The sequence below is a fragment of the Mesorhizobium sp. P2_A12 genome (assembly GCF_056405075.1).
The window spans coordinates 50,034-61,581 of the sequence record NZ_JBFUCU010000024.1 but is presented as its reverse complement, the minus strand read 5'-3'; the positions used below and the strand labels follow the sequence as shown (position 1 = coordinate 61,581).

Here is an 11,548-nt window from a genome sequence, read left to right as displayed (position 1 = left end):
TGTGTTCTGGCCACGGTGCTCGGCGGGATCGATTTCGGCTATCGGGTGGTTCTCGTCACCGACGCGCTGTGCAGCTCTTCTGACGCGACACATGATGCACTGCTGACCGTCTATCACCAGCGCTTCGCGCAGCAGGTCGAGACGGTCGAGATGGAGACGGTTCTCTTAAGCTGGTGATCGGTAAGTTCTTCGTCGGAGTCGACAACGCGGACGAACCATTCTCCGCAGGCTTCGACTACCTCTACGCAAGGGCAAACCTGTGCCATTCAACGTCACGTTATCCATCGCAGCCTCCCTGGAAAGCAATGGGAAACGTCCTTTTTTTCACGCTCTCCCGAAACGATGTTCAATTTCAAAGAAGCCGGTAGGCGCTGGGAACCGAGTTCAGCTCATGACGTTTTTCCGGAAGGTCACGTTGAATGACCTAACGACGGAGGAAACAATGAACATCAAGATGCTCACGATGGGCGCGATGGCGCTTGCGATGATGACTGGTTCGGCTCTTGCTGGCAGTACATCCGCACTCGACGACCCGGCAAAGATGTCGCCGTTCTTCACCGATGCCGGCATGAAAACTTTGAAGACGGAAAAGGATTTCAAGACCACATGGATGGCCATGAAACCCGACGAACAGAAGGCCGTGTTGAAGGACTGCGGCGACACCACACTCAACAAATCGCACGCAGATTTCTGTGCGATGGCAAAGATGATGGGTGGCTGAATTTAGGTTGAACGTCGAAGGCGGGCGCACCGAGCCCGCCTTCGAGTGACTGTAGGTGAGCGCCATCGCTATCATCCAGAACGCGCCAGCCACCTATCTGCCGCCTAGTTGTTCTCTCGGCGCTTCTCAATTTCATATGTTATTCAACGGCAAAACATGCCGATGATCGATAAGACGGCGCCGCCAACCAGACACGCTGTGAGCAAATAGCTTTCCGAAGCGGCCGACCAGCTTGCCATGGCGAGCATGATCACGCTGGTCGTCGAGATGAGATAACCCACTCCCTTCAGCATGTGCAAAGAAGCTTTCGTCATATCCTGGATCTCTCCTTGGTCGGCTCTTCGGAACATTCGGTGCGCTCTGAAGTTCCCTCGCGTGCCCCTGCGATTGGTGATGGGCCTGCGGAGATCGCCGCCCAAATCCGAAGGAGACGAATTCTCGATGCCCAACTACCTGAAGCTGCCGACGACCACCAAGGGCCTCATTCGCGTGGTGATCGAAACCCCACGCGGCGCCACGGCGAAGATTGCGTTCGATCCGGGGACGCAGGTGTTTGGCTATGTCCGGCCCTTGCCGGTCGGAATGACGTATCCCTATGACTGGGGTTTCATTCCGTCTACGTTAGGCGAAGACGGTGATCCTCTGGACGGGCTGGTGATCCATAAGGCATCGACTGCGCCTGGCGTTGTGATCAAATGCAATCTGCTAGGCGCCTTGCGCGTCAAGCAGAAGGACGAGGGCGGGAAGGTCGTACGCAACGATCGCTATGTCTTCTGTCCCCATAAAGAGGACGCTCAGGACGAGCCGGTGGCGGCGGATCATGTTCCCGATGAATTGCGGCGCGAGATCGAACTGTTCTTTCACTCGTCCGTAGTTGGAACCGGCAAGATCATAAAGTTCAAAGGCTGGCAGAATGGCGCGGAAGCTCGCAGGGCAATCAAGAAGGGCATGAATGTCTTCGCGGCCCGCCACTGAGGTGGCCATTGCGCGCGACCAAGTGCTCAAATCGGACGTCTTGAGCGTCTCGGCACGAATATCGACTCAGTCACAGCGCCCGGCCTTCTCGATCAGTCCGTGCGCCAATACGGCCAACTCACGTTTGCAAACGGGAAGTCTGGGCCGGCGGCGCTTTGAGGGAAACGGCGCCGAGTAGTGAATGTATCGCTCTCGCAAGAGTTTGTTGGAATACAGCCTTTTGGATGATGGCCGGCGCCCGGCGGCGGACTTGGCGTCCGCTTGGCCAGTGCCATTTAAGCAACCTCCAGCCGTTCGCCGCGTCGTGACCGGTAATGGGTCAATCGGTTTGGCACTGCAATTGCGTCAACGGGTGTGGGTTGGGGTGGGTCCGTCGCTTCGCAAATGGGGCGGCGGGCCTTCCATCGAAGGGTATGGAACATTAGCGACCTCTAAAGGTTTCTCGTTTGCGGCAGGTGGTGCCCTCCATCGCCCGCCGAAGATCGGGCCTCCGATCGGCCCGCGATTAGCCGAGAGCGCGGGCATTTGCGTGTTGCTCGTGGAACTCTCTGGCATCTCCACTGTTTTCTCCAAATGGCTGTCATCCTCATAGGCGCGCTGCTCACCATCGCTGGTGTTGTGTACATGGCGGTTGCAGCACTTAGGCGCGGTCGGCTCAGTGATCCGATACACCTTCGGACATCGGCAGATCGTCCGACTCCAAATCTTGCAACCCCAGGTCCAACACTTGAGCCGCGTCATCGCGGCCTCCGTTTCCTTGGCCTATCCCAGAACTGGCCAGGCCTGCTGATGATGGGGATCGGTCTCATTCTCCTCTTATCGGTAGCGGTCCTCTGAGGGGAACCTACGCCGTGCCGTCCCTCTCATTGCGCCAATCGAGCGCAAAGCAAGCCGGCCCCGCCCTCTGGTAGTATCTCATATGCGCTTTTGGGCCGGTCCGGTTGCAACTGATGCACTATCCGCCAATCCTTCGTTGCGGCGAGCTTGCTTGTCCAGCGGCGGCTCGGCGAGGAACGATGCTGCAATCAGGTCGTCGCCGTCAATGCGGCCCTGGCGATCCTCCATGATGGCCGCGACCTTCATATTTCGCCCCTGGTAATATGGGATTCCTGCAATTTTGGTGGTGAGGTCGGCAACACGCGTCCCCAAGGTATGGGTGTGCTTTCAGGCTTCGATATTTTGAATCTCATCCGTTTCGGTTTCATCTGCGAGCCCGCAGCCACATGTGCGGCGGGCTTCAGCCGAAAGGTTACTCAGTCATAGACCTTGATAATCTTGCGAGTGCCCGGATCCACTAGAACCGTCCGATTGTCGATCACGACATAGCGGTATTTGACGTCGGGCACTTCATTCAGCTCGACCGTGTCGGGCAGTGCTGTGCCGATATTGAGTTCCACGCCGGGAACCTTCACCGATGCCAAAGGCTGCTTCTTCACATACTCATGGATGACCGTATCCTGCTCAGGCGTGATGACCACGTCCTGAGCAGCGACCGCGCCGATACCAGCGAAGAGCAACAACGCCGCAGCGGCGCCCGTAAGATGCATTTTCATGATTTTCTCCTTTTGCTTGCGGCCGGCGAACCACGACATCGTCTAAACCGACCGCCAAAACCGAACTTGGGACAATCTCAAACGTTCCGGGGTTGAGGCTTCGGTCGGGCGACGGGAAGGACTTAAGTCTGATCGCAAAACGCAATGGTCTTATGCGTGCCATTGTGTGGAACAGCCTGCGTCGAAGGTTATTGTTTCTCCGGAAAGCTAGGAGAAATCAGATGGATAGAAGTGTTAGCCAAGCGCGCTGGTTGCTCGCACCGCTGTTCGCGACCGCCGTCACCGGGGTAGTGCTTGGCTGACATTTTTGCAAATCGGCGCAGCTATGTCCCTTCCTGCGCTGATGGGGTTCGCGAGCCGCACGGCGGTGGCAAACCCTCGATTGTACCGGGCGCAAAGCCTGCCTTTCCCGGCTGCGCGCCTAAGAGTTGGTAACATTAGAGTTGTGTAACACTGGGAGGCTTTCTATGGATCGGCGATCCTTCTTGACAGCAATGTTTGGCATTGCAGGGGCCGCGGCCTTTGCAAGCGCCGTTGGACCTATCAACGCAGTGGCCGGTGTTCCAGGGGCCAAAAGCGGCATTCTCGAGGAACTCGACGCGCCAGACTCTCCGACCTTCGATGACGAAGGTACTCAGGCGGAAGTGGAGCCGGTCTACCATCGGCGCTACCACGACCCCTATTACGACCCCTATTACCGTCGCCACCACCCCCGGCGGGGCTGGAGAAGGGTCTGCCGTAGTTACTGGCGACATGGCCGCCGGCGCGTCCGATGCTACCGCAGGCGTGCGTGGGGCATGTATCGGTATTAGCAACTAGCCCGTGGATTCTAGCGATTGGGTTCGCCCGACGGCACTCTCGCGGCTGCCGACCAGAGCTAGTTCCCAGGGGCTGGGGCAGGGACCGTCGCTTCGCAAATGGGGCGGCGGCCTTCCATCGCAGGGAAATGGAACATTAGCGATCTCTAAAAGTTTCTCGTTTGCGGCAGGATGCTCACCCCATGCCTGTCGTAGATCGGGATACGCACCACCCGATCGGCCCGCGCCCCTCTAGCCGAGAGCGCGGGCTTTCGGACCAGGGGAAGCGATGAGCCGGCCACAACCTGCATCGTGAGCGTTTTCGAGAAGCCGTATTGGCGCGCCGCGTTAGGCGGCAGGATTCTAGACTAATCGATGCGCTTGATACGTCCCTTATCGAGGCGGAATACGCCGTTTTGCCCGCCCTGCTTCTCAAAGTCGGTCTGCAGTTCATCCCAAGTGCCGAGGTACTCTCCGCAATCATCGCAAAAGATTGGTGTCACCGGGCGAGCGTCGTGCGGGATTCTCAGCCTTATTGTGAGACAGTAGGGGCATTCCAATCGATGGTCGAGGAACTGCTGGTGGGACATAGCGACGGGAGAATGCACTCGTCGCGGTATCCCCACAAGGTGACCTGCAATGGATCGCGACGCTCGTTACTCCGCCGACCCATTGTCGGCAAAGGGGTGAGGCGCTCGGGATGCACTGCAGGGAGAAAAGTCGGTCGCGGTTGGAATGGAACAGCTGAAGTTTATGACCGACAAAAACGGTAACCGCTACCTCTACACAAACCTTACGAAGGAACAGCTCGAAGCGCAGGCCGCTTACGACAAGGGCACCCTATGCCCAGAATCGCGACAAGCAGCGCATCATTCTTGGCAAGTAAGCACATTTCGACCTGGCTCGCGTCCACCGTGGGACGCGAGCCGGTTATAAAAGATGCCGGTGGGCGAGAATCGCGAGACGGTTCCGAATAGTTGATTAATGCTTCGGATGCCGTTGCTTGGCTCCGTCGCAGGCTGGTGTGCAAACATCGTCGGCCCGCGCCATCGGTCCCTCCGTGGCACGGGTCTTTTCACGCATCCAAGCCGGCCGAGCTTTATGCCGCGTGATCCCAATGATGAGATGTGACGGTGCGCCAAAATGAGGACCGGCGCCGCGGCTAGACTAAATCTGGGTTGAATGTCGAAGGCGAGTGCAGTCCCACCTTCGAGTCGATCGAGTAGTGGCCGGCGTCCCCCTAACTGAAGCGCCGGCCGGGTTGGGCTTCCGCGATCACACGGCGGAAGTCCGCCTAAGCGCTCCCGTCTGTCTCGCTTTCATCATAGATCATCTGGACCGGCAGATAGGCGTTCGTTTCCAGCCACTCTCGCAGCACGATCTGAATGAGATCTGACTGACCGATTCCCATCTCGCCAGCTATGGACTTCAGCGCATCTTCTGTTGCCGGCTCCAGTGGCACGCCAGAGACGTTGCGGAGCATTAAGGCAGTACGGCGAAGGACGATCTGGAGATCGAAGCGGCCGGTTGGGAGCGTAGACAAGCAGCTGCAGCCGTCATGAATCTGGCGGCCAAGGAACTCAACTCCCCATGAGGAATTAGGGGTTGGAAACGCCCGCTGGTAACCGCTTCGAATCGTGGCGCGTAGCCCCTTGAAAAAATGCCAGCGCTTCACAAATTCTTTCACGCCGCGTTGCGGCCATTCATCAAACTGGAGCCGGGTTGCCGGCCAAGAGCTAAGGAGGTCACTATGCTTGCGAAGCCTTTTGAAAAGCCCGTCCGCGTATGGGTCGGTCTTGGCTTCCCTCGTCAACTCAACACCGTGGCCGATGCATATCAGTTCGTCACGGAATGGTGCGGAAACAGTCCTGAGCAAAGGGCCGCGATACGCGCCTGTAAGGCAGCGCTGACCGGTGACGTCGACGCCGAGACAGCTCGTGGGGTGCTTATCGCCTTCGCTCGCAGGAAAGACATCCTGTTCGAAGGAGAAAATACTCTCCCGTATGAAACCAGCGACTATGATCCGACGGTCCAGCACTGAGCCGATTGTGGGGAGCGCTGGATAAGGTTCAGGGTTGTACAGGAACCGTCAGGAACGTGGGCGGTGTTCGATGAGATTTTCGGTCTGCCGGCCGATTTCGCGGGTCGAACCTTGATCGGCCTGCCGCGCGATGAAGCTTATCGTCTCGCGGCAAATGCCAACCATGGGGTCTTGAGATGGAGGTCAGCGTTGACCTCACAGGGGGCAAGTCCATAGCTCATGTCAGAGGAACAAACCTTCGGTGGCAGGCGAGAGCTCGGTGTACGGGCTCAGCTGCCTTACACGGCTGTGCCCAAGCATGAATTGACGTTCATCATGAAGCTCGGGCTTCTCGATCGTGAGCAGACTCTTGCCCTGGTGAAAAAGCATCAGGGTGATCGAGAGAAAATATATGCCGACCTGGCTGCGCGAAAGAAGTAGCGCCCACAGGGGTATTGAAAGACGCAACTCTCTTGGCAGTCGGGGCGGCATTTTGCCCCTCATCGCCCCGGCTGTGAAGCCCCGCGCAGTCAGGCGTATTCCGCTTCAGAATAGCATCCTCAAGCAGCGCCGTGGTCTTGTTCGGCATCCCTTTGGACCGGCCTGGGCCAGGGCCTTTCAGGTTTTGGTATTTTTTTAACAAGTGCTGGCATTCTCTCTCGCCGACGGTATCAGGGGCCCGGTTGGGCCGGCTGTCTGTGTTGGTTTGCAGGTCGGCTAGTAGCGGCGAGGAACAGCCGGCTCCTGGAGGTTAAGATATTAGCGGAGGCTCATATGCTTGCGACTGTAGGCGCGGTGTTGGCTGCCAGGAATAACGAAGCCGAAATCATTGGTGTGGTTGACCTGGCGAGCAAGACGGAAGTCAAGCTCGGTACCACTCGCCTCGGGAACGCCATCCAGTTCGTCGCCAATGCATCGGTGCTTGGATATGACGTCCGGGCAGCGATGGTATTCTATGGCAAACCGGGTACGCCAAGCCTGAGGGCAAACGACTGCGAGCAGCTGTGGGCGCAGTATGGTGCTACCCTGCTGGATCATCGGCGTAAGAATGAAGCCTACATAAATGCCGGCGATGTAGAGGTTCTAGTCTGGGACCAAGATGATGGCATGTTCACCTTGACCGTTTCGCAACAAGCCTTGGAGGACTACGCTTCTCGTAACGGCCTTAGAGGCGACACCATGTCGACCTTCTATGCCGCATTCCCTACGATTATGGAGGTCGCGGACAAGCTACACGCTGTTTACGGGAAGCCAAGGAAGGTCCTTGTGAAAACCAAAGACCTAAACGGCTAAAATCAGTCTTTTAGACGCGTGCGGGGCAACTTCCCCTTCATCGACACGTTAGGCCCCCAGCTAACGGAGGAAAGTCATGGACGACGATCTGCGCATGAAATTGAAGGAACTCAGCACCAGCATGCAAACCAGGGCGGCTGAACTCGCATTGCCCGGCGGCAACACCGATATCTCCGCGCTGATGTCGGGCATTGCAGTGACACTTGAAGCGCTGTTGGTGATGGCCGAAGAGAGCAGGACGCCGCGGTCTGGACCGTCTGTCGAGCCTGTGACTTCGTTGTCCTGACAGGCTGGTAGGAGGTCAGTGTGACTGATTTTATTGTGACCACGATTGACGGAAGACAGCATCTCGGCCAGAGCGAAAATGCACCATTGGAAAGCCTTGTGGATCAGCTCAGCTCAAAAGGACACTTCGAGCTCGTCGTCGTTTCGGCAGAATTAGGCGCTCCTGGCAGCGAAACCAGCACCGTCTTCTTCAAGCACGGGATCATATCGATCAGTGAAAGAAAGCCGGAAGCTGTGATCGCACCAAGTCCGCCACTTGCTGGTTAAAAGACGAATGCGAGCTGACCCGTCTTCTCCTGTCGCGTGGCAAAGCCGAGCGAGGCGAGGCCGTGGAGCGCGGCAATGAAACAGCCTGGCCGATAGGCGGGATCTTTGCCTCTCTTCTCGCGAAGGTTTTCGTAGGATAGCGAATGGCGGACCTTGCCGGTCCAATAGCCTAAGGGGCGCTACATGGGCGCGCCTTTGTCACCTTCAAAGCCGAGAAGCGCCAGGCCCTATGGGATCGCGTGCAGGGTAGGGCGGGTGCGCTACCTCCGAAGGGCGTGGCGGGAACTCCATCGTGCCTAGGTGCTTGACGTCCTCCAACCCTATTAGACGTCTCTGATGTCGATTCCGATGATCAGGAGCTGTGTCGGAAAGGATGCCCGTTCCATACGTCGGCATAATAGCGCGCCGGACTTGCTCTGTTGTTTGCTTGCCATCGAAGCAATTTCAGAACGGTCTCGGGGAGACAACCATGCGAGAACATACGTCCTCCCAATTCGATCACGACGGTCCGGATGGGTCCGTTCCTCCTTATCCGCGGATGGACACCTGTCAGTTGTCATCGATCTTCCATGATTTCAACAACCTGGTCACGCCTGTTGTGGTCGTCCTGGAAGACTTGCAGCGCCGTAGCGCCGGTACGTCGAGAGAACTCGGAAAGATCGATGCTGCGATCTACTGCGCGTTTCGTGCCAAAGTCCTCGCCCGGGAACTTCTCGAACCCGCGGACGCGCGATCGGCACGGCCTGAGCCGACCGATGTTCGCCAGTTGCTCGAGGAGTTCCAAGTCGTACTTGCGAACGTCCTCTCGCCAAACATCAGATTGACTCTGCACGTCGCGGGCAGCCTCTCATTGGCCTTCATCGACCGGGAGCTGGTTGAACGTGCACTTCTCAATCTCGTCCTAAATGCACGCGATGCGATGCCCGCTGGCGGCGATTTCTCCATTGCCGCCGCTCTAGAGTTTCCACCTTCGAGCAAAACGGTTCGGCCAAAACGGATGATCCGCCTGTCCGTCTGCGACAACCGTGCCGGGATGGATGACGCGACCCTCAAAATGGCGGGTCGTAAGAATTTCTCGACAAAGGCGAACGGAAGCGGCCTTGGCCTCGAGATCGTCAGGCGGATTGTGGAAAGTTTGAGTGGCCGCCTCTCTATAATCAGCACCCTCGCACATGGCACTGCGATCGATCTGTGGCTACCAGCAATCGCCGCGGAATTGAGCAACTGAATGGGTTGCGATTCTCAAGCCAGGTCCGATTCTTGTTTAAGCCTGAATAATGGTGGGCCAATTGCTCGCCATCATTCGCCAACAGCCCCCCACGCTTCCAGTCAAGAATTTCGGTGCCCATGAGGCACGTAAACCAGGAATGAAACCTGGCTAGAATTCAACCGGGGGGCTGGGGCAACTGATCTCGACAACAACTTTGTGACACCAAAAGCGCCGAGCGCCGGTTCGCCGCTTGCTCACATCCTGGCGCACATTGGCAGAGAACGATCAAGAAAGGCGTTCGGGTGAGCTCGGATGCGATGGCCGCGCCAGGGGATCGCCAGTCCCAAACGAATTACCCGTGCCCGGCCCTACATGGGAGACTAGGCGACAACCGCCTTTCGGCGACAGGTCGCGAGACCTGGGTGAACCGTTGCCTCCTCGTCGGCGACTTTGGCTATCGGGAAAATCGGGCATTCAACACCTCGGTGTATGTTTCCTGAGTAAACGAATTAGGTAGACTGGCTGAACAGCAGATGTGCACTGGCTGCATGCTGTAGATGTTTAGTAGCCAGGGACTTCCGCGTATCGCTTGTCCCAAGCCGGCGGCGCTGAGCCGGCGCCACAATTCCTAGATCCACGATACGACAGGATAGGCAGGCCTGTCTGTTTGGTAGCGTAGCTTTTTTAGTCACCAGCTGCGATTTTCGGAAGCGATCTTCTTGCCGAAGTCGCTGACATGGTGATGGCCAATGTCTGGCACTTCGGAAGACAGGCCCGCATGACCACCAACCTACAGGAGTTTCGTTCATGCTACCTCTGCTGCAAGCATTGCATCGAACTGCTGCTCAGCGTGGCGATGGACTGCGGCCGGAATTTCTGCGGATGGCAGGGGAGGCACCCGGATGGACTTTCCCGATTCAAACGCAACTCGGCGCGCTGACCGGCGATCACCGCGCTCCTGCCGCACTGAGGGATGCAAGCCGAGAGGAAATTGCGACTGGTGAGCTTGGTCTCACGTTGCGCAACTCGGGCGACCGTTTGAGCACCTCCTTGCATCCAAGCTACCAGCCGGAGCTCCAACACATGCGTTGCCCGAGGTCTGAGTGCGGGGTTTGTGGAGGGATGTTCGACGCAAGATGCGCATCGCGAAAACTGAAGGGCGAGCATAGGCAATGACGAAGCACCTTCTCGACTCCGGAGCTATTTCCAGCGCTACTGTGAGCAGCGACCTTCGATCTCCAGTTGCAGCCCCTTTGCCGCTCCTGGCGCCCGTGACCTCAAACGAAATCGTAGCGCCGCCGGGGCGCAGGAGCTTCAAGCGCGTCCTTGCAGTCGTTGGCCTTTTGGCAGGGGTCATTGCCGGCGCCTATTACGGACACGGCTACTGGACGACAGGCCAATATCTGGAATCGACCGACGACGCCTATCTCAAGGCCGATTCGACGACGGTCGCACCGAAGGTCTCAGGTTACATCGCCGAGGTGCTGGTCCGCGACAACCAGAAGATCACGGTGGGGCAGGTGCTGGCACGCATCGACGACCGCGATTTCCGCGCCGCGCTCGACCAGGCCGAGGCCGACATGAGGGCCGCCGGAGCAACTGTTCGCAATCTCGATGCACAGATCGTGTTGCAGCGGGCGCTGATCGAGCAGGCGAAGGCAACGGTCGCTGCGACGCAGGCCTCCCTGAGGTTCGCCATGACCGACGCCGACCGTTACGCAACTTTGGCAAGGAGTGGCACCGGCACTGCCCAGAAGGCCGAGGCGAGCCGCGCCGGAGCGGACCAGCTCGCCGCCGGGCTGGCGCGCGACCAGGCTTCAGTCGTTGCGGCTGAGGTCAGGATTGATGTCCTGGCCACCGAACGCGACAAGGCGCTTGCACAAGTGGACCGTGCGGAGGCCGCGGGCGAGCAGGCCAAGCTCAACCTTTCCTATACGACCCTCACTGCGCCGGTCGACGGGACTATCGGCGCGCGCACGCTCAGGGTTGGCCAGTATGTCGGGGCCGGCACGCAGTTGATGGCAGTGGTACCGAGTGCCGTTTATGTCGTCGCCAACTTCAAGGAGACCCAGCTCACATATGTTCGCCACGGCCAACCTGTGCGTGTTGCTGTCGACGGCTTCCCCGGCGTTGAGCTTGAGGGTCACGTCGACAGCCTGTCGCCGGCAAGCGGTCTCGAGTTTGCACTGTTGCCGCCCGACAATGCGACCGGCAATTTCACCAAGATCGTGCAGCGCATCCCGGTGAAAATAGCGATCGACGACCACGAGCTCGGCGGCCTGCTGAGGGTCGGCATGTCGGTCGAGCCGACCATCGACACCAAGGCAACAGTGCTTGCCGAGAAGGACAGGTCCGCACAGACCGCTACGCTCTCGCTCAATTGGAGCGCCGAGGCCGCGACGGAGCGTGCCGAGTAGCAAATTCGCG

Annotated in this window: 14 protein-coding genes and 1 pseudogene; 10 read left to right on the top strand and 5 right to left on the bottom strand. The window is 58.3% G+C overall.

Going from position 1 to position 11,548, the window contains the following annotated elements; all coding sequences use genetic code 11:
• Together AC1DZU_RS31195 and AC1DZU_RS31190 are read left to right on the top strand one after the other, a co-directional pair.
• Positions 1–177, top strand: a 177-nt coding sequence (locus tag AC1DZU_RS31195) for an isochorismatase family protein (protein ID WP_477290707.1), incomplete at its 5' end; no start/stop codon positions are given.
• Between the two features lie 265 nt (positions 178–442).
• Positions 443–721, top strand: a complete 279-nt coding sequence (locus AC1DZU_RS31190; RefSeq protein ID WP_477290701.1) for a hypothetical protein — start codon at positions 443–445, stop codon at positions 719–721.
• Between the two features lie 143 nt (positions 722–864).
• Here the strand turns inward: AC1DZU_RS31190 and AC1DZU_RS31185 are convergent, their stop codons facing one another.
• Positions 865–1,035 carry a hypothetical protein gene (locus AC1DZU_RS31185; RefSeq protein ID WP_477290699.1) on the bottom strand — a complete coding sequence of 57 codons (171 nt, stop codon included), beginning with the start codon at positions 1,033–1,035 and terminating at the stop codon, positions 865–867.
• Positions 1,036–1,162: 127 nt separating this feature from the next.
• On the opposite strand from AC1DZU_RS31185, the gene AC1DZU_RS31180 reads away from it, so the two are divergent.
• Positions 1,163–1,696: an inorganic diphosphatase gene (locus AC1DZU_RS31180; RefSeq protein WP_477290697.1), complete on the top strand. Its 534-nt coding sequence runs from the start codon at positions 1,163–1,165 to the stop codon at positions 1,694–1,696.
• A gap of 915 nt (positions 1,697–2,611) precedes the next feature.
• On the opposite strand, the gene AC1DZU_RS31175 is transcribed toward AC1DZU_RS31180, so the two are convergent.
• On the bottom strand, positions 2,612–2,779 hold the full coding sequence (locus AC1DZU_RS31175) for a hypothetical protein (protein WP_477290695.1): 168 nt from the start codon (positions 2,777–2,779) through the stop codon (positions 2,612–2,614).
• A gap of 170 nt (positions 2,780–2,949) precedes the next feature.
• Positions 2,950–3,249 carry a DUF1236 domain-containing protein gene (locus tag AC1DZU_RS31170; RefSeq protein ID WP_477290693.1) on the bottom strand — a complete coding sequence of 100 codons (300 nt, stop codon included), beginning with the start codon at positions 3,247–3,249 and terminating at the stop codon, positions 2,950–2,952.
• 1,508 nt (positions 3,250–4,757) lie between these two features.
• Here AC1DZU_RS31170 and AC1DZU_RS31165 point away from each other — a divergent pair.
• Positions 4,758–4,932: pseudogene (locus AC1DZU_RS31165) on the top strand (PRC-barrel domain-containing protein); the annotation flags it as partial.
• 408 nt (positions 4,933–5,340) lie between these two features.
• On the opposite strand, the gene AC1DZU_RS31160 reads toward AC1DZU_RS31165, so the two are convergent.
• Positions 5,341–5,733, bottom strand: a complete 393-nt coding sequence (locus tag AC1DZU_RS31160) for a hypothetical protein (protein ID WP_477290691.1) — start codon at positions 5,731–5,733, stop codon at positions 5,341–5,343.
• Between the two features lie 63 nt (positions 5,734–5,796).
• Here AC1DZU_RS31160 and AC1DZU_RS31155 point away from each other — a divergent pair, with 63 nt between their 5' ends.
• Positions 5,797–6,087 (top strand): DUF982 domain-containing protein, encoded by a 291-nt coding sequence (locus AC1DZU_RS31155; protein ID WP_477226488.1) that lies wholly within the window; start codon positions 5,797–5,799, stop codon positions 6,085–6,087.
• A gap of 222 nt (positions 6,088–6,309) precedes the next feature.
• On the opposite strand, the gene AC1DZU_RS31150 is transcribed toward AC1DZU_RS31155, so the two are convergent.
• Entirely contained in the window at positions 6,310–6,558 is a 249-nt protein-coding gene (locus AC1DZU_RS31150) for a hypothetical protein (protein ID WP_477290688.1), read from the bottom strand.
• Between the two features lie 282 nt (positions 6,559–6,840).
• Between AC1DZU_RS31150 and AC1DZU_RS31145 the strand changes: the two genes are divergently transcribed.
• The 5 genes from AC1DZU_RS31145 to AC1DZU_RS31125 all read left to right on the top strand — a co-directional run bounded on the left by AC1DZU_RS31145 (position 6,841) and on the right by AC1DZU_RS31125 (position 11,538).
• Positions 6,841–7,359 (top strand): hypothetical protein, encoded by a 519-nt coding sequence (locus tag AC1DZU_RS31145; RefSeq protein ID WP_477290686.1) that lies wholly within the window; start codon positions 6,841–6,843, stop codon positions 7,357–7,359.
• A gap of 76 nt (positions 7,360–7,435) precedes the next feature.
• Positions 7,436–7,645 carry a hypothetical protein gene (locus AC1DZU_RS31140; protein WP_477290684.1) on the top strand — a complete coding sequence of 70 codons (210 nt, stop codon included), beginning with the start codon at positions 7,436–7,438 and terminating at the stop codon, positions 7,643–7,645.
• A 20-nt stretch (positions 7,646–7,665) separates the two neighbouring features.
• Positions 7,666–7,911, top strand: a complete 246-nt coding sequence (locus AC1DZU_RS31135) for a hypothetical protein (RefSeq protein ID WP_477290682.1) — start codon at positions 7,666–7,668, stop codon at positions 7,909–7,911.
• A 469-nt stretch (positions 7,912–8,380) separates the two neighbouring features.
• Positions 8,381–9,139: an ATP-binding protein gene (locus AC1DZU_RS31130; protein WP_477290680.1), complete on the top strand. Its 759-nt coding sequence runs from the start codon at positions 8,381–8,383 to the stop codon at positions 9,137–9,139.
• Positions 9,140–10,293: 1,154 nt separating this feature from the next.
• The gene (locus AC1DZU_RS31125; protein WP_477290678.1) at positions 10,294–11,538 is read left to right on the top strand and encodes an HlyD family secretion protein; all 1,245 of its coding nucleotides are present in this window, start codon (positions 10,294–10,296) and stop codon (positions 11,536–11,538) included.
• Positions 11,539–11,548 lie beyond the last annotated feature (10 nt).

Excerpts from the sequence above, each read along its gene's own strand:
- AC1DZU_RS31150 (WP_477290688.1), bottom strand. The coding sequence starts at position 6,558 with ATGCCGCCCCGACTGCCAAGAGAGTTGCGTCTTTCAATACCCCTGTGG.
- AC1DZU_RS31155 (WP_477226488.1), top strand. The coding sequence starts at position 5,797 with ATGCTTGCGAAGCCTTTTGAAAAGCCCGTCCGCGTATGGGTCGGTCTT.
- AC1DZU_RS31125 (WP_477290678.1), top strand. The coding sequence starts at position 10,294 with ATGACGAAGCACCTTCTCGACTCCGGAGCTATTTCCAGCGCTACTGTG.
- AC1DZU_RS31170 (WP_477290693.1), bottom strand. The coding sequence starts at position 3,249 with ATGAAAATGCATCTTACGGGCGCCGCTGCGGCGTTGTTGCTCTTCGCT.
- AC1DZU_RS31140 (WP_477290684.1), top strand. The coding sequence starts at position 7,436 with ATGGACGACGATCTGCGCATGAAATTGAAGGAACTCAGCACCAGCATG.
- AC1DZU_RS31180 (WP_477290697.1), top strand. The coding sequence starts at position 1,163 with ATGCCCAACTACCTGAAGCTGCCGACGACCACCAAGGGCCTCATTCGC.
- AC1DZU_RS31175 (WP_477290695.1), bottom strand. The coding sequence starts at position 2,779 with ATGAAGGTCGCGGCCATCATGGAGGATCGCCAGGGCCGCATTGACGGC.
- AC1DZU_RS31145 (WP_477290686.1), top strand. The coding sequence starts at position 6,841 with ATGCTTGCGACTGTAGGCGCGGTGTTGGCTGCCAGGAATAACGAAGCC.
- AC1DZU_RS31185 (WP_477290699.1), bottom strand. The coding sequence starts at position 1,035 with ATGACGAAAGCTTCTTTGCACATGCTGAAGGGAGTGGGTTATCTCATC.
- AC1DZU_RS31130 (WP_477290680.1), top strand. The coding sequence starts at position 8,381 with ATGCGAGAACATACGTCCTCCCAATTCGATCACGACGGTCCGGATGGG.
- AC1DZU_RS31190 (WP_477290701.1), top strand. The coding sequence starts at position 443 with ATGAACATCAAGATGCTCACGATGGGCGCGATGGCGCTTGCGATGATG.